The organism is Mycolicibacterium sp. Y3 (assembly GCF_051188035.1).
Taxonomy (GTDB): domain Bacteria; phylum Actinomycetota; class Actinomycetes; order Mycobacteriales; family Mycobacteriaceae; genus Mycobacterium; species Mycobacterium fluoranthenivorans.
Genome location: NZ_JAVQLT010000001.1, coordinates 5,264,307 through 5,284,190, shown reverse-complemented (window position 1 = coordinate 5,284,190; position 19,884 = coordinate 5,264,307). Strand labels below are relative to the sequence as shown.

Below are 19,884 nucleotides of genomic sequence, written 5' to 3'. Positions count from 1 at the left end.
CGTCCGCATTGCCCGGGCGCACTCCGAGGGAAGGGACGTTCTCAGCGGGTGCCGCACGGCGGGCAAGTTCGGGGAGAGGCGGTAACCCTCTCCCACCAGTAGTAGGTTAGGGATTTCAGGTTTACCCGAAGCGCATCCCGCGGTCGGGCGTGTCGCCGCAGGTCAGAGCGCTACGGTGTGACGTAGTTCACAAATATGAGCTCCAGAGGGGACCTCGCCCCTCTCCCCCCAGTAGTAGGTGAGACTTTTCGAGCTTGGGCGCGGGCTAGCGCTATTTGTGACGTACTTCACAGCCCGAGAGGCTCTACCCTCTCCCACCAGTAGTACATGAGGGTTTTCGGGTTTCCCCTCGCCTGCCAGCCTGTATGTGATGCGGTTCACTCCGTGGGCGAGGTGAACGTGGTCGTTTGAGTCGCGGGGTCGGTGCGCTCGCTGGCCGGATCTGCCTGCCAAACTCGGGGAGGGCCGACGAGCTTGTCGTCGTCGCCCTTCTGGTCGATGAGCCTGTCGATAGCGTCTTTCAGTGGGTCGGTCATGCCGTCGACCGTATCGCGGGTCATGCCGCGAACAGCCTTAGCTCGCCCTGGCCGATCATGTAGTCGTCCAGGATCAGTTCCCGGCGCAACTCCGCGCCCCCGTCGATGAGTGCCTGGGCCGGTTCGTACAGCGGGTCGCCGTCATCGAGCCAGGTGCTCGCGTAGACCGCGCGCCACGTGCGGCCCGTGGCGGGATCATCGAATCGGGCGACGAAAAGCCAATTAGGGCGGGCGTATTCCTCCGTCATCATGACGTTGTCACCTAAGAGTGTGAGGACCAGATTCACGGGCATAGCTCTGCCTCCCGGGTAGTGTTTTGCGAAAGATGCTGTGCGATGAGTAGAACAGCACGCGGAACATCCGACGATGATGTCATCCGCGCTATCACACAACCGAGCAACATCTCGGTCACGAACTGTGCGCGTTACCTGTGAACTGTAGAAAGCGCTGCATACGGCTGTCATACTCGAAAAATTGCGACAGGCGTGCCACGCCGGCCCCTGTGCGGGCAAACGCAGCAGGAAGCCGATGAGCGACGAATTCACCCACGCCACAGCGCAAGACGCGGCGCCTCCGGTACGTAGGCCGTCGCGCTGGGCGCTGAGCAACTGGCCCGTCGGCTGGAAAGTGCTTGCCATCGCCCTGGTTCCGCTCGTGCTCGCCGGCGTTCTCGGCGGCCTGCGGATCTACTCCGGATTCAGTACCGCCGCCGAGTTGCGGCGCGCCGCCGACCGCGCCGAACTGGTTCCCGCCATCACCGACTACATGGCCGCGTTGGATTCTGCGCTGCTGGCCAACTCCACGGGAGCCGACGCCCAGCAGGCACTGAGTGCGTTCGACTCGCGTCGTAAGGCCCTGGCGGACAAGCTCACCGGCACCGACGCGGTGCCCGACGTCGTCAAAGGCGTCGATGCGATTCTGCAGGGTGGTCGACAACTGCTCGACGGGGTGAGCTCCAACAGCATCGGCCTGCGCGACCGGATCACCACCTACGCCCCCATCCTGTTGACCGCGGAGGATGCGATCAACGGCTCGGTGCGGGTGGAGGACGAGGAGATCCGTGCCGAAACGCTGGGCTTGTCCCGGGCCGTCGGGGCGCGCGGACAGATGATGATGCAGCAGCTGCTGGTCAATGGTGGTGCTGAGCTGCCCGAGCCGGAACTGCGCACCTCGATGATCACCCTGGCCGGTACCGAACCGTCGACACTGTTCGGGATGAGCCAGGTGCTCGGTGTCGGGTCGGCGGAAGCGCAGAAGCTGCAGGAGCAGATGGTCCGCCGGATGGGCATGATGTCCGACCCGGCGGCGGTACTGGCGAACAACCCCGACCTCGCCCAGTCGATCCAGGTCACCAACGAGATCGCCGGCAAGATCATCGCCGACACCTCGGCGTCGGTGACCGCCGCGGTGGAGAGCCAGGCCGCCAAGCAGCGCACCACCGCCATCCGGGACGCAATCGTCGTCGTCGGCGCCATCCTGGTAGCCCTGGCGGTGGTGGCCCTGGCCGCGCGTTCGTTGGTCCGGCCCTTGCGCCGGCTGCGGGACGGCGCGCTCAAGGTTGCGCACAAGGACCTGGCCCGCGAGTTGGAGCAGGTGCGCTCCGGTGGCGATCCCGGTCCGATCCGCCCGCTGCCCGTGCACACCACCGAGGAGATCGGCCAGGTCGCGCACGCGGTCGACGAGTTGCACGAACAGGCCGTCCTGCTGGCGGGCGAGCAGGCCCGCCTGCAGCTTCAGGTCAGCGACATGTTCGAGACGCTGTCGCGGCGAAGCCGGTCGCTGGTGGATCAGCAGCTCGCCCTGATCGACGAACTCGAACGCGATGAGGCCGACCCGCAACGGTTGCAGAGCCTGTTCCGGCTGGATCATCTCGCCGCACGGATGCGCCGCAACGGCGCGAACCTGCTGGTGCTGTCGGGCACCAAGGTGTCCCGCGAGCAGTCCGGTCCGGTGCCGCTGGCAGCGGTGGTGCACGCCGCGGCTTCCGAGGTCGAGGACTACACCAGGGTGGTCACCGGATCCGTACCCGACAGCGAGATCAGTGGCGCGGTGGCCGCGGACCTGGTGCACGTCCTGGCCGAGTTGATGGACAACGCGCTGCGGTACTCGCCGCCCAGCACCACGGTGCGGGTGTCGGCCGTCCACACCGGCGACGGTGCGCTCGTCATCGAGGTCGGCGACGAGGGGCTGGGGATGACCGAGGCCGATCTCCGTGTCGCCAACATCCGGCTGCAGTCCGGGGGCGAGATCAACCCGTACACCGCGCGGCATATGGGGCACTTCGTCATCGGGCGCCTTGCGGTGACCCACGGGTTGGTGGTGCGGTTGCGCAGCACCGAGGCCGGGAATCCGGCATCGGGTACCACCGCCGGTGTGTATGTGCCGCAAGCCCTGCTTGTCGGCGATTTCGCCACCGCCCCGTTCGCCGATTTCGTCCCGGCGCCGGTGACCTCGGTGGCGCCGCCGGTGTTCGACCGGCCCATCGCCGAACCCGAACCCGAACCCGAACCCACCGGAGAAGAGCAGAGTTTCCTTCTCCCGCAACGTCATCCAGGGGCCAGCGGGATCGCGTCCGGCTCCCCGGACGCCGAGTCGGAGGTCCGGCCGGTCGACCAGCCCGCTGACACCTCGGCGTTCTTCGCCGCCCGGGCACAGGTACGCGACGACCCGCCCGCGGTACCGTCGCACGGTGAATCCGGCAGCGGCTCCGAGGATGCCATCTATCAGAAGATGTTGTCGGAATGGCTGGTCGATCCGACCGATCTGGGGACGAGCGCCGACCTGGACTGGAAGTCGGTGTGGGACAACGGCTGGTCCGCCGCAGCGGCCGCCGAGGACGCACCGGTCACCGAGCACACCCCCGACGGTCTCCCGGTGCGCCGGCCCGGTGCCCGCTTGGTGCCCGGGACGGGTCAGGCGGCCGACACCGGGACCCCGGTAGCATCTGACTCTGCCGACCACGAGTTCGACACCGGACCGCTGCCGGACCCGGCCGCCGTACGGGCCAGTCTGAGCAGCCACTTCGGAGGTGTGCACGCGGGCCGCACCCATGCTCGCGACGGTCAATATCCCGTCGCTTCGCTCGCCCCCGGTGAACATCCCGTCGCTTCGCTCGCCCCCACGGAGGAACCCGAATGACGACGACCCGTGAGTCTCTCGACTGGCTGGTCTCCAAGTTCGCCCACGAGGTGTCCGGGGTGACGCACGCCGTACTGGTATCTGCCGACGGCCTGCTGATGGCGGCCAGCGAGCACATGCCGATCGAGCGCGCCGACCAGCTGGCTGCGGTGGCATCCGGGCTGGCCAGCCTGTCGACGGGGGCTGCGCAGCTGTTCGAGGGTGGCCACGTCATGCAGTCGATCGTGGAGATGGAGAACGGTTACCTGCTGCTGATGCGGGTCGGCGACGGGTCCAACCTCGCGACGCTGGCCGCCCGGTCCGGCGATATCGGGCAGATCGGCTACGAGATGGCCATCCTCGTCGAACGCGTCGGCACCGTCGTCCAATCGGCCCGGCGAGCCGGCCGGCCTTCGTAAGCCACGCTCGTGGACGAGTGGGAATCGGACGTCGGCGAACCCAACCTGGTGCGGCCGTACACGCTGACCGCCGGGCGCACCGAGTCTGCCGTCCACCTGCCGTGGGAGGCGCCGATCCGTACCCTGGATTTCGGCCCGGCGCCGCGTTGGCCCGGCAATGATGTCCGCGCGCGGATACTGGAACTCGGCAGGGATGGTCCGTCCGTCGCGGAGATCGCCGCTCGTCTATCGTTGCCGCTCGGTGTGGCGCGTGTCCTGATCGGAGATCTCGTCACGCAGGGGTATCTGAGAGTGCACGCGACTCTCGGTGACTCGGCATCGGCCGATGAACGACGCGAACTGATCGGAAGGACTCTGCGTGGCCTACGGGCTCTTTGAAGGAGGCACCGCACATCCTCCACCGTCGTCGCGCAAGCGCTCCTCCTCCACCAAGATCGTCATCTCCGGCGGTTTCGGCGCGGGTAAGACGACGTTCGTCGGCGCGGTCTCGGAGATCATGCCGCTGCGCACCGAGGCGCTGGTGACCAACGCGTCGGCCGGTGTCGACGGCCTGGAGGCCACCCCGAACAAGAGCACCACCACGGTGGCCATGGACTTCGGCCGCATCACCCTGGCCGAGGATCTGGTGCTGTACCTGTTCGGCACGCCGGGCCAGCGGCGATTCTGGTTCATGTGGGACGACCTGGTGCGCGGGGCCATCGGTGCGGTGATCCTGGTCGACGTGCGCCGGCTGCAGGACAGTTTCGCCGCGGTGGATTTCTTCGAGGCGCGCAAGCTGCCGTTCATCATCGCGGTGAACGAGTTCGACGGGGGAGCGCGGCATCCTGCGGCGGCGATCCGTCAGGCTCTCGCGCTGTCGGACACCATCCCGATCGTCACGGTCGACGCCCGCGACCGGAACTCGGCGCGGGACGCCCTGATCGCTGTCACCGAATACGCCCTGGCCGCACTGCCGTCATGACCGAACCCGAACAGGTCTGGGTGGACCGCGAGTTCACCGGACACGACTTTCGCGGGGAAGACCTCAGCCGGATCCGCACCGAACGCACGGTGTTCGACGAATGCGATTTCAGCGGAGTGGACCTCACCGAATCGGTGCATACCGGGTCGGCGTTCCGCAACTGCAACTTCCGCAGGGGCACGCTGTGGCACAGCACCTTCACCAACTGCAGCCTGCTGGGGTCGGTGTTCACCGATGCCCGGCTGCGGCCGGTGGTCATGGCGGAGGTCGACCTGACGCTGGCCGTTCTCGGTGGTTGCGATCTGCGCGGGATCGACCTGTCCGGATCACGGCTGCGGGAGGCCAGCCTGGTGGGTGCGGACCTGCGTAAGGCGGTGCTGCGCCAGGCCGATCTGTCCGGCGTGCGGGTCCAGGACGCCAAGTTCGAGCAGGCGGATCTGCGTGGCGCCCGGCTGGATCCGACCTTCTGGACCACCGCGAAGGTGCGCGGCGCCCGGATCGACATCGCGCAGGGGCTGGCCTATGCCGCGGCGCACGGCCTCGACATCCACGGCGAGTAAACCGGGCGATCTGTGCACGTTCAGCGGCGCTGCCCGCCGGTAAACGTGCACAAATCGCAAGGAATCAGCCCGCTTTGAGGCGGATCTTCCACCGCACGAAGCTGACGTAGAACAGCGACAGGCCGGCCAGCATCCCCATGTTGAACAGCCAGGTCCCGGTGGTGTGCTTCCAGTGCGAATCGTCGGGTGACAGCGGGGCGGGCACGAGTTGGGTCAGGTCGATCGTCGATGCCGTTGCCGCAAACCCCCAGCGGGCCGGGGTGATCCAGGACATCTGGTCCAGCACGATGCGGCCCGTCACCGGGATCATGCCGCCGGAGAACACCAGCTGGGACATGATCGCGATCACCAGCAGCGGCATGATCTGTTCGTTGGACTTGGCCAGCGCCGACAACGCCAGACCGACCATCGCCGCGCACACGGTGGTGGCGGCGACGTCGACGTAGAGCTCGAGGCTGCGCGGCAGCAGCAGACCGGTCGCGACGGCACCCTCGCCCCAGCCCTTGCCGAGGATGGCGATGGTGACCGCGATGGCGGACTGCACCAGCGCGAAGACGGTGAAGATGGCCACCTTGGCCAACAGGTAGGCGGTCGTCGACAACCCGACGGCCTGCTCGCGCAGGAAGATCGCGCGCTCGCCGATCAGGGCGCGGATGGTCAGCGCGGTACCCATGAAGATGGCGCCCACGTTCAACAGCACCAGGATCTGCCCCGGCTCGTTGGGTGCCTCACCACCCTTGATCGCGGGCACCGGAAGGCCGAACCCGACGTCGCCGGGCACCGTCAGCGCCAGCGTGCCCATGATGAACGGCAGGAGCGCCAGGAAGATGAAGTAACCGCGGTCTGAGATGGTCAACCGGAACTGCCGGCGCGCGATCGTCGAGAACTGGCGCACCAGGCTGGTCTTGGCGGGCTTGCCCAGATCGCCGGGTTGCTCGGACGGCGGCGCCGGGGGTGTCGGTGCGCTGCGCTCCAGATAGCGGCGGTACGCCTCGGCCGGGTCACCGGCCACGTGGGAGAAGATGTCGGCCCAGTTCGTGGTGCCCAGTTGCGGGCCGATCTGGCTCGGCGGGCCGGCGAACGCCGTCTTGCCGCCGGGAGCCAGCAGCAGCACCTGGTCACACACATCCAGATAGGTCAGCGAGTGCGTCACCACCAGCACCACACGGCCGGCATCGGCGAGCTGGCGCAGCATCGACATCACCTGGCGGTCCAGCGCCGGGTCCAGACCGGACGTCGGCTCGTCGAGGATGAGCAGCGACGGACCGGTCAGCAGCTCCAGCGCCACCGAGGCGCGCTTGCGCTGACCGCCCGACAGCTTGTCGACGCGGGTCTCCAGATGTTTGGTCATCTCGAGTTCTTCGAGGACCTGCATGACGACCTGCTCGCGGTCTTCTTTGGTGGTGTCCGGCGGCAGCCGCAGTTCGGCGGCGTACATCAGGGCCTGCTTGACGGTCAGCTGACCGTGCACCACGTCGTCCTGGGGGACCATCCCGATCCGGGAACGCAGCGAGGCGTACTCGGCGTGGATGTCGTGGCCCTCGAAGGTGACGGTGCCGCTGGTCGGGTGGGTGTACCCGGCGACCTGCTTGGCGAACGTCGACTTACCGGCGCCGGACGGTCCGATCACGGCGGTCAGGGTGCCGGGTCGGGCGTCCAGGGAGATGTTGTCCAGCAGGGTCTTGTTGCCCTCGATGGTCCAGGTGAGGCCCCGGACCTCCAGGCCGCCGGTCCGGGTGTCTGCCTCGGTCTCGGTGCGCCGAGCCAGGGTGCCGCCGGCGAAGACCAGGTCGACGTTACCGATGGTGACGACGTCGCCGTCGCGCAGCGTCGCCTCGTCGACCCGCTGGCCGTTGACGAAGGTGCCGTTGATGCTGCGGTTGTCGCGGATCTCGGTGCCGCCCGGCACGGGCACCAAGGTGGCGTGATGCCGCGAGGCGAGCACGTCGGGGATGACGATGTCGTTGTCGGTCGCCCGACCGATCTTGATCCCGCCCGGCGGCACCTCGGGGGCGCGGCCCGGGCGCAGGATCTTGAGCATCGTCGTGCCGATGTTGTCGCCGCCGCCACTGCGCGGCACCGCGGTCGGCCCGATGGTGGTCGGCGGCGGGTAGTTGTCGGCGGCGGGCGCAGGCGGCTGGTAGGTCGGGTGCGCCGCGCTCTGCTGGGCGGGGTACGGCGCGCTCGGCTGCGGGCCGGACGGGTAGTGCGGGCCGGTGGGGTAGTGCGGGTGGGCCGGCACTCCGGGAGCCGACGGGTACTGCGGCTGCGGCCGGGACACGGGCGGTCCCGCTGTGGGCCAGGGACTGGACGACGGTGGCTGTGTCGGCCACGCCGTGCTCTGTCGCTGGGTGACCGGTATGGAGGCGGTCTGCGGTGGCGTACCGGCCGATCCCTGGTGGCGCCCCACCTCGAAGGTCAGCAGCGGACCATCGGGGTTACCGATGTTGAGGCGCTGGCCGTCGGTGATGTCGATGGTGGGCACCCGCTGGCCGTTGACGTACATCCCGTTGAGCGAGCCGTTGTCGATGGCGATCCAGCGGCCCTGGTCGAAGCGCAGCACCAGGTGTGCACGGGAGATCAGCGGGTGGGCGATCCGGACGTCTGCGCGCAGGTCACGACCGACGACGACATCGTTGCCGGCGGAGAAGGTCCGTGCGGACCCGTCGTAGCGAACGGACAGGGCGGGCGCGGCGGGTCGGCTCATCGTCTGCAACTCTATCGGTAGCGGCGTCGTCGTATGGGTCGGCGCACATGCCGATTCGGTATCGGCGGCGCCGAGATCAGTGCACCAGGGCGTCGGGGGCGCCGGTCACCACGCAGTGGGTGTGGCTGTAGATGGTCGGCATGCACAGGTTGCAGTGTGTGCACGTCGAGCGGACAGAGCTGGGGTCTTCGGCGTCTTTGATCCGATTGATCAGGTCGGGCTCGGCGAGCAGCGCGCGTCCCATCGCGACGAAGTCGAATCCCTCGGCCATCGCCAGGTCCATGGTGTCGCGGTTGGTGATACCGCCGAGCAGGATCAGTGGCAGCTTCAATTCGGCGCGGAACAGCTTGGCCTCGCGCAGCAGGTAGGCCTCGCGGTACGGGTACTGGCGGAGGAACTTGTTACCGGTCATCCGCATGCCCCAACTGATGGGTGGCTTGAACGCGGCGGCGAACTCCTTGATCGGGGCATCACCCCGGAACAGGTACATCGGGTTGACCAGGGAACTGCCCGCGGTCAGCTCGATCGCATCCAGGCCGCCGTCTTCTTCGAGCCACTTCGCCGTCTGCAGGGATTCGTCGGTGTTGATGCCGCCGCGCACCCCGTCGCTCATGTTCAGCTTCGCGGTGACCGCGATCCGGTCGGCCCCGTATTTGTCGACGGCCTCGCGCACTGCGCGTACCAGCCCGCGCGCCACCTTGGCGCGGTTCTCCAGGGAGCCGCCGAACTCGTCGCTGCGGCGGTTGAGCAGCGGGCTCAGGAACGAACTGGCCAGGTAGTTGTGCCCGAGGTGGACCTCGACCGCGTCGAAGCCGGATTCGATGGCCAGTCGCGCGGCGTTGGCGTGCGCGGCCATCACCTCGCGGATGTCGTCCTTGGTGGCCTTCTTGGCGAAGCGCATCGACAGCGGGTTGAAGAATCGCATGGGCGCCAGGGCCTGCGCCTTGTTGGTGCGGGAGTTGGCCACCGGGCCGGCGTGGCCGATCTGTGCGCTGATCGCCGCGCCCTCGGCGTGGATGGCGTCGGTGAGGCGGCGCAGTCCCGGCACCGCCTCGGGACGCATCCACAGCTGCCAGCCGTCGGTGCGGCCGCCCGGGGAGACCGCGCAGTACGCCACCGTCGTCATCCCCACACCACCGGCGGCGGGTAGCCGGTGGTAGTTGATCAAATCGTCGGTGACCAGGGCATCTGGCGTGGCGGCTTCGAAGGTGGCGGCCTTGATGATGCGGTTACGCAGGGTCACCGGACCGAGCCGGGCTGCGCCGAACACATCGGTGGACACATTCTGCGGACTGTTCATAGACGGAGCCTGCCACGGCGCCTGACAGAATGGCACCCGTGGGTGCGATTACGTTGGACGGCAAGGCCACGCGCGACGAAATCTTCGTCGATCTCAAAGAGCGCGTCGCGAAGTTGACTGCTTCGGGGCGGACGCCCGGGCTGGGCACGATCCTGGTCGGCGACGACCCGGGCTCGCAGGCTTATGTGCGCGGCAAGCATGCCGACTGCGCCAAGGTCGGCATCAATTCGATCCGCCGGGACCTGCCGGCCGATATCAGTCAGGCCGAACTCGACGCCACCATCGACGAGCTCAACGCCAACCCGGAGTGCACCGGCTACATCGTGCAGTTGCCGCTGCCGCGGGGCCAATTGGACGAGAACGCGGCACTGGAACGGGTGGACCCGGACAAGGATGCCGACGGGCTGCATCCGACCAACCTGGGCCGGCTGGTGCTGGGGAAGGAAGCACCACTGCCCTGCACCCCGCGCGGCATCGTGCACCTGCTGCGGCGGTTCGACGTCCCGATCGCCGGCGCGCATGTCGTGGTGATCGGCCGTGGCGTGACGGTGGGCCGTCCGCTCGGCCTGCTGCTGACCCGCCGGTCCGAGAACGCCACGGTGACGTTGTGCCACACCGGAACTCGTGACCTGGCCGCGCTGACCCGCCAGGCCGACATCATCGTGGCCGCGGTCGGCGTGCCGTACATGGTGACCGCCGACATGGTGAAACCCGGTGCAGCGGTGGTCGACGTCGGGGTGAGCCGGGTGGAGGGCAAGCTGACCGGCGACGTCGCTCCGGACGTGTGGGAGGTGGCGGGCCACGTGTCGCCCAACCCCGGTGGCGTGGGCCCGCTGACCCGGGCCTTCCTGCTGACCAATGTGGTCGAGCGCGCCGAACGATCATGACGCTCAAGGAATTCGCCCGCAAGGTTTTCGGCGGGCAGTGGCCCATCCTGGCTGTCGGGCTGATTTTCGTGCTGGCCTTCGTGCTGGTGGTCGCCGGGTACTGGCGCCGGGGCGCGTTGGTGATCGCGATCGGGGTCGGGGTGGCCGCCGCGCTGCGCCTGGCCCTGACCGAGGATCGGGCCGGGCTGCTGGTGGTGCGGTCCAGGGTGATCGATGTCGCCACGACGGCCACCGTGAGTGCGGTCATGCTGTACATCGCCTGGACCATCGACCCGCTGGGCACCAGCTAGAAACCTGCCCATCAGGCAATCTTGCACGTTAGGCAAAAATTCCCTAACGTGGTCGTCATGACGGGGCTGCGAGAACGCAAGAAGGCCGACACCCGCAGGGCGCTCAGCGATGCCGCCCTCGAACTGACGTTTCGGCACGGCCTGGAGAACGTCACGCGCGAGGACATCGCCCGGGTGGCAGGGGTGTCACTGCGGACCTTCAACAACTACTTCACCGGCAAATACGAGGCCCTGGCCTACCGTCAGACCGAACGGGTCCGGCGCAGCATCGCCGAGCTGCGAAAGCGCCCGGCCGGCGAGCCGCTGTGGACGGCGATCACCGAGTCGATCCTCATCCCGATCGACGAGGACTTCGCCGCGGCGGGCCCCGAAAACGGAGTGCCCACCCGAGCCGAACTCGTCGAGGTCCGGAAACTGTTGATGAGTCCGGAGATTCGCGGCGTCGTGGGCAGGGCGCTCATCGAGGAGTGGATCACGGTGATCGCCGAGCGCACCGGCACCGATCCGGACCACGACATGTATCCGCGGTTGGTGGCCGGCGTGGTGCATGCGGTCGGCGACGCCGCAGCCGACGCCTACGCCAAAGCCGATCCGCCGGTGGCCTTCCCGGAGTTGCTCCGGCAGGGGTTCGCCGCCGTCGCGGGCGGTCTGACACACCCGGAAGGAAACCATGACTGAGCAGGTGGTGATCGCCGGTGCCGGCCCGAACGGGCTGATGCTGGCCTGCGAACTCGCGCTGGCCGGCATCCAGCCGGTGGTGCTGGACATGCTGCCGGGGCCGAGCGCTGAGCCGAAGGCCAACGGCCTTGTCGGACAGGTGATCCGGCAACTCGACATGCGCGGGCTCTTTCACCTGTTCGGTGGCGACGACGGACCGCCGAAGCCTGCCTACGGCTGGATGTTCGCCGGGATCTCGTTGGGGTTTCTGGGGTTGGCGGACAATCCGATGTACGCGCTGCTGTTGCCGCAGCCCCGATTGGTGCGCCTGCTGGAACGACGGGCCCGCGATCTCGGGGTGGACATCCGGTGGGGTCATGAGGTGGTGGATTTCCGGACCGACGAGCACGCCGTACACGTGGCGGTGCGCGCGGGCGACCGGACCGACGAACTGGTCGCCGAGTATCTGGTGGGTGCCGATGGTGGCCGCAGCATGGTGCGCAAGAATCTCGGCATCGGCTTTGTCGGGCACACCTCGGACATCGTCAGCCGGATCGCTCATGTGTATCTTCCCGACGAGCTCTTGGTCCCCGGCCGCGGGTACGAACTGCCCGGTTTCGGTCTGCTGCCCTTCGGTAACAGCAGATTCGAGAACGGCTCGATCGTGGTCTTCCCGCTGGAGCCGGACCGGCCGATGATCGGCACCATCGAGTACGGCTGGACGGTCGGAAGCCAGGAAGGGCCGATCTCGCTGGACGAGTTGCGGGACAGCCTGCGGCGGATCCTCGGCGTGGACGTCCCGGTCCAGCCCCCGAGAAAGCCGGGCGCACATGCACTTCGGCGCCTCGACGGGATCAACTCCCGCCAGGCGCAGCGTTACCGCGTCGGGCGGGTGCTGCTGCTCGGCGATGCCGCGCACGTGCACTCGCCGATGGGTGGCCCCGGCCTGAACCTGGGCCTGCAGGATGCCGTCAACCTCGGGTGGAAGCTGGCCGATGTCATTGCCGGAAGGGCCGCTGACGGCCTGCTCGACACGTACCAGAGCGAGCGCCACCCGGTGGGGGAGCGGGTCATGATGCACTCGATGGCGCAACTGGCGCTCGCGGCACCCGGACCCGAAGTCGGCGCGCTACGCACGCTTTTCGGTGAACTGGCCGCCAAACCGGAGGTGGCCGGGCACCTCGCGCACCTGCTGGCCGGCTCCGATGTGCGCTACGACATCGGCCAGAGTGAGATCGGGGACCACCCGTTGGCCGGCCGACTGGTGCCCGATCTGACCCTCGACGACGGCCGCCGTGTCGCCGATCTGCTGCATGAGGCCCGGCCGGTCGTACTGGACCTGTCCGGTGGGGCGCTCGATGTGGCGGGATTCCCGGACCGGGTGAATGTGGTGACCGGAGCCTGCCGGCACGCTCCCGCGGCGCTGCTCATCCGGCCCGACGGTTACGTCGCCTGGGCTGCCGACAGCGTCAACGCGCCGGCCGTCTCGGGTCTGCGCGCCGCGCTCGCCCGCTGGTGTGGTCAGCCCAGCGTCGCCCGGATGCCCACCGTCACGTAGGGCAGCGCCAGGCCGGACGTATTGACCAGCGCGGGATGGGTTTTCAGCAGCTCGCGGACCTGGTCCAGGGTCCGGGTACGCACCTCGGCCGGTGAGGTGATGCAGTAACTACGCGAGGCCACCAGGTCGATCAGGGCCTGCGGGGTCAGGTAGCTCGTCCACTCGAACTGCGCGCGCTCGATCACCGCGAACGGCTCGGGCAGACTCACCTTCTGCTCCAGGGCGTGATCCTCGTGGCCGATGATCCGACCCAGATCCTTCACCCAGCCCATCCGTTCGTCGCGGGTGTTCCACACCAGGCCCAGCCGCCCGCCGGGACGAAGCACCCGGGCGATCTCACGCACCGCACGATCGGCATCGAACCAGTGCCAGGCCTGGGCCACCAGCACCGAATCCACACTGTCATCGGGCAGCGGGATCTCCTCGGCCGTCCCCAGCAGGGCGGGAGTGTCCGGCAACGACGCGCTGAGCACCTCCAGCATCTCCTGGATCGGGTCGACGGCGATTACGTCGAGCCCCCGCTCGGCGAGCCGGACGGTCAGCTTGCCGGTACCGGCGCCGAGGTCGAGCACCGTGTGTGCGCCCGGCGGCAGCAACCAGTCGATGGCCTCCGGCGGATATGACGGCCGGCCGCGTTCGTACGCCGCGGCTTCCTCCCCGAACGACAGTGACCGGCTGCGCGTGGAATCGGTCATTGCGCCGCGAGCTTCAGTGTCTGCCGGATGAGGGCACCCACCGAGTCCGTCTCGACCAGGAATCCGTCATGGCCGTAGATCGAATCGACGACGTTGAGCCCGGCACAGCCGGGCAGCAGGTCGGCCAGTTCCTGTTGCAGGCGAATGGGATACAGCCGATCGGAGGTGATCCCGCCGACGATCACCGGCACCTGACAGGACTCCAGCGCCGCGGGCACCCCGCCGCGACCGCGGCCGACGTCGTGGCTGGACAGCGCATCCGACAGCGCCACATAGGTGCCCGCATCGAACCGCGCCACCAGCTTCTCGCCCTGGTATTCCAGATAGCTCTGGATCGCGAAGCGGGCGTCATCGTCACCTTGGAGGTCGCCCTGCGTATCGTTGCCGAATCGCGAATCCAGTTCGGCCTCACCGCGATACGTCAGATGAGCGAACCGCCGCGCGATCTCCAGTCCGGCGGTGGGGGCCCGTCCGGTGCCGTGGTAGTCACCGCCCTGCCAGTCGGGATCGGCCTTGATGGCCGCGACCTGGCTGCTCTGCGTGCCGATCTGGTCGGCGGTGGCGCGCGCCCCGACGGCCAGCACCAGTGCAGTGCGGACCGTGTCGGGGTGACCGATGATCCACTCCAGCGCACGGGCTCCGCCCATCGAGCCGCCGATCACCGCCGCCACCCGGGTGATACCCAGTGCGGCCAGTGCGGCCAGATCGGCGTTCACCTGATCGCGGATCGTGATGGCGGGGAAGCGCGAACCCCACGGCTTGCCGTCACGGGCCAGCGAGCTGGGGCCGGTGGACCCGCGGCAGCCACCGAGCACGTTGGTCGAGATCGCACACCACCGGTCGGTGTCGATCGGGGCGCCCGAGCCGGCCACCCCGTCCCACCAACCCGGCGTGGGGTGGCCCGGGCCCGCCGGACCGGTGACATGCGAGTCTCCGGTGAGCGCATGCAGCACCATCACGACGTTGTCGCGCTCGGGGGACAGTTCGCCCCAGCGTTGCACCGCGATGGTCACGTCATTGAGCACCGCGCCGTTCTCCAGCGTCAGCGAACCGATATCGACGAGACCGGTTTCGCCTTCGGCCGGCAGGGACACGACGGGGCGGGTGTCTGACACGGTCACACTGCCGCCGCCGTCTGCGCGCCGGCCTTCCGGGCCGCGGCGAAACCCCGTTCCAGATCGGCCAGGATGTCGTCGATGCCCTCGATACCGACCGCCAGCCGCACCAGGCCGGGGGTGACCCCGGTGGTCAGCTGCTCCTGCGGGGTCAGCTGCTGGTGCGTGGTCGACGCGGGGTGGATGACCAGTGAACGCACATCGCCGATATTGGCGACGTGGCTGTGCAGCGTCAACGCGTCGACGAAGGCCTTTCCTTTTTCAACGCCCGCCGGACCCTCGCCGGCCAGCTCGAATGCCAGCACCGCGCCGGTGCCCTTGGGGGCGATCTTGCGGCCCAGGTCGTACCAGGGTGAGGTGGGCAGCCCCGCATAGTTCACCGACGTCACATCGGGATGCCCGGCGAGGAACTCGGCCACCTGCACGGCGTTGGACACATGCCGTTCAACGCGCAGGCTCAGCGTTTCCAATCCCTGCGCGATGAGGAACGCGTTGAAGGGCGACAGCGCGCTGCCCAGATCGCGCAGCAGCTGTACCCGGGCCTTGAGGGCGTAGGCGGGCGCGCCGAGGTCGGCGAACACGACACCGTGGTAGCTCGGGTCCGGTTCGGTGAAACCGGGATGGCGACCCTGGGTCCAGTCGAACGTGCCTCCGTCGACGATGACGCCGGCGATCGCCGAACCGTGTCCGCCCAGGTACTTGGTGGCCGAGTGCACGACGATGTCGGCGCCGTGCGCGATGGGCTGGATCAGATAGGGGGTGGCGATGGTGTTGTCGACGATCAGGGGCACACCGTTGTCATGCGCCACCGCGGAGACGCCGGGAATGTCGAGCACATCGATCTGGGGGTTGGAGATGGTCTCGGCGAAGAAGGCCTTGGTGTTCGGCCGCACGGCCGCCCGCCAGGACTCCAGATCGTCCGGATCGGCCACGAAGCTGACTTCGATGCCCAGCTTGGGCAGCGTGTAGTGGAAGAGGTTGTACGTGCCGCCGTAGAGCCTGGGGGAGGACACGACGTGATCTCCCGCGCCGGCGAGATTCAGGATGGCGAAGGTCTCGGCTGCCTGCCCGGAGGACAGGAACAGCGCCGCGACGCCGCCTTCCAGCGCTGCCACCCGCTGCTCGATGACGTCGGTGGTCGGGTTGCCGATCCGGGTGTAGATGTTGCCGGGCTCGGCAAGCCCGAACAGCGCGGCGGCGTGGTCGGTGCTGTCGAAGGTGTAGGACGTGGTCTGGTAGATCGGCAGCGCACGTGCGTTGGTGGCGGCATCGGGCGACTGGCCGGCGTGCACCTGCTTGGTCTCGAACGACCAGGTGGCGGTGATGTCTTCGGGGTTGATCTCGAGTTCGGTCATGAGCGGTTCTCCTGTGCGAAAGAGTGGAAGGGGTGTCCGGTGGGTGACGTCATGGAAGACGGCGGTAACCCGCGAGGGGCTTACCGACTGGATTCACGGACAACAGCACATGGTTTACCTCCATCAGGTCTCCCTACCTCAGGGGCCCGATAGAACGGACCCGCGCTTGCCTTGCGGTCGTTCGGAAACATCCCGACGACTGCTCAACCTGGTCTTCACCCGGAGCACCCCACCGCGGTTGGAGGGTTGCCGGCCAGCAAGCCGGGGCTTGATGCTGGCACTCATGACCGATACAAAGCCTAACTCACCACCTCGGGCGTCGGCCACCGGGTTTGTCGACGGGGTGTGGTAAGCGTGTCGCAGGGCCGGCCCGCGCACATGGGGCAAACACCCCACCTTCGGCCCGGCCACAAGCTACTGGCCAGTAGCCAAGGTTGGCCCCTCATGGCTGCCTGGCCCCTTGTAGTGTTGCCGTCGAGACCTGCCAGAACCTGGAAGGTCCCAGAAGAACAGTGACACGCCAAAGGAAAAGGCGCCCAACACCAAGGGGCACGTCGCTTTTGGGGTCCGTGTCGCACGCCGTATATCTGATACAGACAGTGAGGCCGGAAGAACAACCATGAGCGCCCAGCAGCCGACAATCATCTACACGCTGACCGACGAAGCGCCGCTTCTTGCCACCTACGGTTTCCTTCCGGTGATCCGCACCTTCGCCGACGCCGCCGGTATCGACGTGGCGACGAGCGACATCTCCGTGGCGGCGCGCATCCTGGCCGAGTTCGGTGACTACCTCACCGACGAACAGAAGGTGCCCGACAACCTGGCCGCCCTCGGCGAGCTGACCCAGGATCCCAACGCGAACATCATCAAGCTGCCGAACATCAGCGCCTCGGTGCCGCAGCTGATGGCCGCGATCAAGGAATTGCAGGGCAAGGGCTACGCCCTGCCGGATTACCCGGGCGACCCGAAGACCGACGAAGAAAAGGCGCTCAAGGACCGCTACTCCAAGATCCTGGGCAGCGCGGTGAACCCGGTGCTGCGCGAGGGAAACTCCGATCGCCGCGCCCCCAAGGCGGTCAAGGAGTACGCCCGCAAGCACCCCCACAGCATGGGCGCGTGGTCGCAGGCCTCCCGGACCCACGTCGCGACCATGAAGCACGGCGACTTCTACCACGGCGAGAAATCGCTGACGCTGGACAAGGCGCGCAACGTCAAGATGGTCCTCACCACGAAGAGCGGTGCCACCGTCGTGCTCAAGCCCGAGGTCAAGCTCGACGCCGGCGACATCATCGACAGCATGTTCATGAGCAAGAAGGCGCTGTGCGACTTCTACGAGGAGCAGATCGAGGACGCCTACAAGACGGGCGTGATGTTCTCGCTGCACGTCAAGGCCACCATGATGAAGGTCAGCCACCCCATCGTCTTCGGGTACGCGGTGAAGATCTTCTACAAGGACGCCTTCGCCAAGCATCAGGCGCTGTTCGACGAGCTGGGCGTCAACGTCAACAACGGTCTTTCCGACCTCTACAGCAAGATCGAGTCACTGCCGGCGTCGCAGCGTGAGGAGATCATCGAGGATCTGCATCGCTGCCACGAGCACCGGCCGGAGCTCGCGATGGTCGACTCGGCCAAGGGCATCTCGAACTTCCACTCGCCGTCCGACGTGATCGTGGACGCCTCGATGCCCGCGATGATCCGCCTCGGCGGCAAGATGTACGGCGCAGACGGGCGCACCAAGGACACCAAGGCCGTCAACCCGGAGTCGACCTTCTCCCGGATGTACCAGGAGATGATCAACTTCTGTAAGACCAACGGACAGTTCGATCCGACCACCATGGGCACTGTCCCCAACGTGGGCCTGATGGCACAGCAGGCCGAGGAATACGGCAGCCACGACAAGACTTTCGAGATCTCCGAGGACGGCGTCGCCGACATCGTCGATATCGAGACCGGCGAGGTTCTGCTCTCGCAGAACGTCGAAAAGGGTGACATCTGGCGGATGCCGGTCGTCAAGGACGCCGCCATCCGGGACTGGGTCAAGCTGGCCGTCAACCGGGCCCGGCTGTCCGGTATGACCACGGTGTTCTGGCTGGACGACGAACGTCCGCACGAGAACGAACTGCGTAAGAAGGTCAAGGCCTACCTCAAGGACGAGGACACCGAGGGCCTCGACATCACGATCCTGCCGCAGGTCTGGGCCATGCGGTACACCCTGGAGCGGGTCATCCGCGGGCTCGACACCATCGCCGCGACGGGCAACATCCTGCGCGACTACCTGACCGACCTGTTCCCGATCCTGGAGCTGGGCACCAGCGCCAAGATGCTGTCGGTGGTGCCGCTGATGGCCGGCGGCGGACTGTACGAGACCGGTGCCGGTGGTTCGGCGCCCAAGCACGTCAGCCAGCTGGTCGAAGAGAATCACCTGCGCTGGGATTCGCTCGGCGAGTTCCTCGCGATCGGTGCCAGCCTGGAGGATCTGGGCAACAAGACCGGCAACGCCAAGGCCAAGGTGCTGGCCGACACGCTGGACAGTGCCGTCGGAAAGCTGTTGGACGAGAACAAGAATCCGTCCCGCAAGGCCGGCGAGTTGGACAACCGGGGCAGCCAGTTCTACCTTGCGCTGTTCTGGGCGCAGGCGCTGGCTGACCAGACCGAGGACGCCGAACTGGCCGCGCATTTCGCTCCGCTGGCCAAGTCCCTGGCCGACAGCGAGGACGCCATCGTCACCGAGCTCAACGAGGTCCAGGGTGGGCACGCCGACATCGGCGGGTACTACTTCCCGGATCCGGAGAAGACGGCGGCCGTGATGCGTCCGAGCAAGACGTTCAACGCCGCCTTGGAGGCCGTCAAGAGCTGAGGCTGCCGGTCAGCCCGCCGGCGGCGCCGCGCGCTCGGGTTCGGTGTGGGCGTCGACGAAGTCGGCGATCAGCTCGGTGACGTGGCCGGGCGCTTCGAGCATCGGGATGTGGCCGTAGCCCGGCAGTCTGGTCACGCGGGTGTCGCGGGGCAGATTGTCGAGGAAATAGCGGTGCCCACGCGGTGTCGGGAAGACCCGGTCCTTCTCGCACAGCACCAGGTGCGTCGGCACGCCGACATCGGCCAACTCCAGCAGGCCGGGCAGCCGCAGGGTCTTGAGCAGCAGCTGGAAGTACGCCGTGCAGTGCGTGGCGTCCTCGAGGAGCGCGACCATATCGGGACGGCTGGGCCCGTCGGCGGGCCCGCTGACGGGCAGGGTGGCGATCCGCTGGACGAACGGCAGCTCCAGGATGCGAGGGCCGAGTAGGCGCGCGGCGAGCAGGGCCGGCCCGCCGAGGATGAATTTCAGCACCGTCTCGTACTTGCTGGGCGAATGCTGACTCCACCCGCCGGCCGGGGCGATCGCGGTCAGGGTGCGTGACCGGCCCCGGCGCTCCAGTTCGAAGGCCACCCAGCCGCCCAGTGAGTTGCCGACGATATGCGCGGTGCGCCAGCCGATTTCGTCCATGCGCCGCTCGATATCGTCGACCAGGGCGACGGTGTCGAGCAGCCAGCTCTGTGCGCGGCGACCGCCACGGTGGCCGACCATGGTGGGCGCCAGCACCTCGAAACGGCCGGTGTCGGCGAGTCGGGTGGCCACCGTCCGCCAGACGTTCTGGGAGCACAGGAACGGGTGCAGCATCAGAATGGGCTCACCCGATCCGAGGTGGATCGGTGTGCGTTCGGTCATAGCGCCCGACCCTAAGGTGAT

General features: G+C 67.6%; 18 protein-coding genes and 1 riboswitch. Of the genes, 10 read left to right on the top strand and 8 right to left on the bottom strand.

The features are described 5' to 3' along the window. Positions 1–377: 377 nt before the first annotated feature. Together QN239_RS25750 and QN239_RS25745 are read right to left on the bottom strand one after the other, a co-directional pair. Positions 378–536 carry a hypothetical protein gene (locus tag QN239_RS25750; RefSeq protein ID WP_499014683.1) on the bottom strand — a complete coding sequence of 53 codons (159 nt, stop codon included), beginning with the start codon at positions 534–536 and terminating at the stop codon, positions 378–380. A gap of 20 nt (positions 537–556) precedes the next feature. Beyond that, entirely contained in the window at positions 557–787 is a 231-nt protein-coding gene (locus QN239_RS25745) for a hypothetical protein (protein WP_499014682.1), read from the bottom strand. 277 nt (positions 788–1,064) lie between these two features. Between QN239_RS25745 and QN239_RS25740 the strand changes: the two genes are divergently transcribed. Genes QN239_RS25740 through QN239_RS25720 form a run of 5 tightly spaced genes read left to right on the top strand, consistent with a single transcriptional unit; the run spans position 1,065 to position 5,593 of the window. Next, positions 1,065–3,674 (top strand): HAMP domain-containing sensor histidine kinase, encoded by a 2,610-nt coding sequence (locus tag QN239_RS25740; protein WP_499014680.1) that lies wholly within the window; start codon positions 1,065–1,067, stop codon positions 3,672–3,674. Further along, positions 3,671–4,072, top strand: a complete 402-nt coding sequence (locus QN239_RS25735; protein ID WP_499014678.1) for a roadblock/LC7 domain-containing protein — start codon at positions 3,671–3,673, stop codon at positions 4,070–4,072. Before QN239_RS25740 ends, QN239_RS25735 begins: the two co-directional genes overlap by 4 nt. A 9-nt stretch (positions 4,073–4,081) precedes the next feature. After that, on the top strand, positions 4,082–4,450 hold the full coding sequence (locus QN239_RS25730; RefSeq protein WP_187098500.1) for a DUF742 domain-containing protein: 369 nt from the start codon (positions 4,082–4,084) through the stop codon (positions 4,448–4,450). Continuing rightward, on the top strand, positions 4,431–5,033 hold the full coding sequence (locus QN239_RS25725) for a GTP-binding protein (RefSeq protein WP_499014676.1): 603 nt from the start codon (positions 4,431–4,433) through the stop codon (positions 5,031–5,033). Before QN239_RS25730 ends, QN239_RS25725 begins: the two co-directional genes overlap by 20 nt. Then, the gene (locus tag QN239_RS25720) at positions 5,030–5,593 is read left to right on the top strand and encodes a pentapeptide repeat-containing protein (protein ID WP_499014675.1); all 564 of its coding nucleotides are present in this window, start codon (positions 5,030–5,032) and stop codon (positions 5,591–5,593) included. Before QN239_RS25725 ends, QN239_RS25720 begins: the two co-directional genes overlap by 4 nt. A 64-nt stretch (positions 5,594–5,657) precedes the next feature. On the opposite strand, the gene QN239_RS25715 is transcribed toward QN239_RS25720, so the two are convergent. Continuing rightward, positions 5,658–8,300 carry an FHA domain-containing protein gene (locus QN239_RS25715; RefSeq protein ID WP_499014673.1) on the bottom strand — a complete coding sequence of 881 codons (2,643 nt, stop codon included), beginning with the start codon at positions 8,298–8,300 and terminating at the stop codon, positions 5,658–5,660. A 76-nt stretch (positions 8,301–8,376) separates the two neighbouring features. Continuing rightward, positions 8,377–9,600, bottom strand: a complete 1,224-nt coding sequence (locus tag QN239_RS25710) for an NADH:flavin oxidoreductase (protein WP_499014671.1) — start codon at positions 9,598–9,600, stop codon at positions 8,377–8,379. 38 nt (positions 9,601–9,638) lie between these two features. Here QN239_RS25710 and QN239_RS25705 point away from each other — a divergent pair, with 38 nt between their 5' ends. From QN239_RS25705 to QN239_RS25690, 4 genes are read left to right on the top strand one after another with little or no spacing between them, the layout of a single operon-like run. Next, positions 9,639–10,487, top strand: coding sequence for a bifunctional methylenetetrahydrofolate dehydrogenase/methenyltetrahydrofolate cyclohydrolase (locus QN239_RS25705; protein ID WP_499014669.1), 849 nt, complete (start codon positions 9,639–9,641; stop codon positions 10,485–10,487). Continuing rightward, positions 10,484–10,777 (top strand): DUF3017 domain-containing protein, encoded by a 294-nt coding sequence (locus QN239_RS25700; RefSeq protein WP_187098505.1) that lies wholly within the window; start codon positions 10,484–10,486, stop codon positions 10,775–10,777. Before QN239_RS25705 ends, QN239_RS25700 begins: the two co-directional genes overlap by 4 nt. A 57-nt stretch (positions 10,778–10,834) precedes the next feature. Continuing rightward, complete coding sequence (locus QN239_RS25695) at positions 10,835–11,455, top strand: TetR/AcrR family transcriptional regulator (protein ID WP_499014667.1); 621 nt, start codon at positions 10,835–10,837, stop codon at positions 11,453–11,455. Then, complete coding sequence (locus QN239_RS25690; protein ID WP_499014665.1) at positions 11,448–12,992, top strand: FAD-dependent monooxygenase; 1,545 nt, start codon at positions 11,448–11,450, stop codon at positions 12,990–12,992. Before QN239_RS25695 ends, QN239_RS25690 begins: the two co-directional genes overlap by 8 nt. Here QN239_RS25690 and QN239_RS25685 read toward each other — a convergent pair. From QN239_RS25685 to QN239_RS25675, 3 genes are read right to left on the bottom strand one after another with little or no spacing between them, the layout of a single operon-like run. Continuing rightward, positions 12,956–13,687, bottom strand: coding sequence for a class I SAM-dependent methyltransferase (locus tag QN239_RS25685; RefSeq protein ID WP_187098508.1), 732 nt, complete (start codon positions 13,685–13,687; stop codon positions 12,956–12,958). The genes QN239_RS25690 and QN239_RS25685 overlap by 37 nt on opposite strands. Next, positions 13,684–14,808 carry a homoserine O-acetyltransferase MetX gene (metX, locus tag QN239_RS25680; RefSeq protein ID WP_499014663.1) on the bottom strand — a complete coding sequence of 375 codons (1,125 nt, stop codon included), beginning with the start codon at positions 14,806–14,808 and terminating at the stop codon, positions 13,684–13,686. Before metX ends, QN239_RS25685 begins: the two co-directional genes overlap by 4 nt. Further along, positions 14,805–16,157: a bifunctional o-acetylhomoserine/o-acetylserine sulfhydrylase gene (locus QN239_RS25675; RefSeq protein ID WP_499014662.1), complete on the bottom strand. Its 1,353-nt coding sequence runs from the start codon at positions 16,155–16,157 to the stop codon at positions 14,805–14,807. The genes metX and QN239_RS25675 overlap by 4 nt, the downstream gene beginning before the upstream one ends. A 157-nt stretch (positions 16,158–16,314) precedes the next feature. Further along, positions 16,315–16,446: riboswitch (SAM riboswitch) on the bottom strand. A 330-nt stretch (positions 16,447–16,776) separates the two neighbouring features. Between QN239_RS25675 and QN239_RS25670 the strand changes: the two genes are divergently transcribed. Further along, positions 16,777–19,014 carry an NADP-dependent isocitrate dehydrogenase gene (locus tag QN239_RS25670; RefSeq protein ID WP_499014660.1) on the top strand — a complete coding sequence of 746 codons (2,238 nt, stop codon included), beginning with the start codon at positions 16,777–16,779 and terminating at the stop codon, positions 19,012–19,014. A gap of 9 nt (positions 19,015–19,023) precedes the next feature. Here QN239_RS25670 and ephH read toward each other — a convergent pair whose 3' ends face one another. Beyond that, entirely contained in the window at positions 19,024–19,863 is an 840-nt protein-coding gene (gene ephH, locus QN239_RS25665) for an epoxide hydrolase EphH (RefSeq protein ID WP_187098512.1), read from the bottom strand. Positions 19,864–19,884 lie beyond the last annotated feature (21 nt).

Excerpts from the sequence above, each read along its gene's own strand:
- QN239_RS25690 (WP_499014665.1), top strand. The coding sequence starts at position 11,448 with ATGACTGAGCAGGTGGTGATCGCCGGTGCCGGCCCGAACGGGCTGATG.
- QN239_RS25695 (WP_499014667.1), top strand. The coding sequence starts at position 10,835 with ATGACGGGGCTGCGAGAACGCAAGAAGGCCGACACCCGCAGGGCGCTC.
- QN239_RS25700 (WP_187098505.1), top strand. The coding sequence starts at position 10,484 with ATGACGCTCAAGGAATTCGCCCGCAAGGTTTTCGGCGGGCAGTGGCCC.
- QN239_RS25720 (WP_499014675.1), top strand. The coding sequence starts at position 5,030 with ATGACCGAACCCGAACAGGTCTGGGTGGACCGCGAGTTCACCGGACAC.
- QN239_RS25750 (WP_499014683.1), bottom strand. The coding sequence starts at position 536 with ATGACCGACCCACTGAAAGACGCTATCGACAGGCTCATCGACCAGAAG.
- QN239_RS25710 (WP_499014671.1), bottom strand. The coding sequence starts at position 9,600 with ATGAACAGTCCGCAGAATGTGTCCACCGATGTGTTCGGCGCAGCCCGG.
- QN239_RS25740 (WP_499014680.1), top strand. The coding sequence starts at position 1,065 with ATGAGCGACGAATTCACCCACGCCACAGCGCAAGACGCGGCGCCTCCG.
- QN239_RS25735 (WP_499014678.1), top strand. The coding sequence starts at position 3,671 with ATGACGACGACCCGTGAGTCTCTCGACTGGCTGGTCTCCAAGTTCGCC.
- QN239_RS25670 (WP_499014660.1), top strand. The coding sequence starts at position 16,777 with ATGAGCGCCCAGCAGCCGACAATCATCTACACGCTGACCGACGAAGCG.
- QN239_RS25675 (WP_499014662.1), bottom strand. The coding sequence starts at position 16,157 with ATGACCGAACTCGAGATCAACCCCGAAGACATCACCGCCACCTGGTCG.
- QN239_RS25745 (WP_499014682.1), bottom strand. The coding sequence starts at position 787 with ATGATGACGGAGGAATACGCCCGCCCTAATTGGCTTTTCGTCGCCCGA.
- QN239_RS25685 (WP_187098508.1), bottom strand. The coding sequence starts at position 13,687 with ATGACCGATTCCACGCGCAGCCGGTCACTGTCGTTCGGGGAGGAAGCC.
- QN239_RS25715 (WP_499014673.1), bottom strand. The coding sequence starts at position 8,300 with ATGAGCCGACCCGCCGCGCCCGCCCTGTCCGTTCGCTACGACGGGTCC.
- ephH (WP_187098512.1), bottom strand. The coding sequence starts at position 19,863 with ATGACCGAACGCACACCGATCCACCTCGGATCGGGTGAGCCCATTCTG.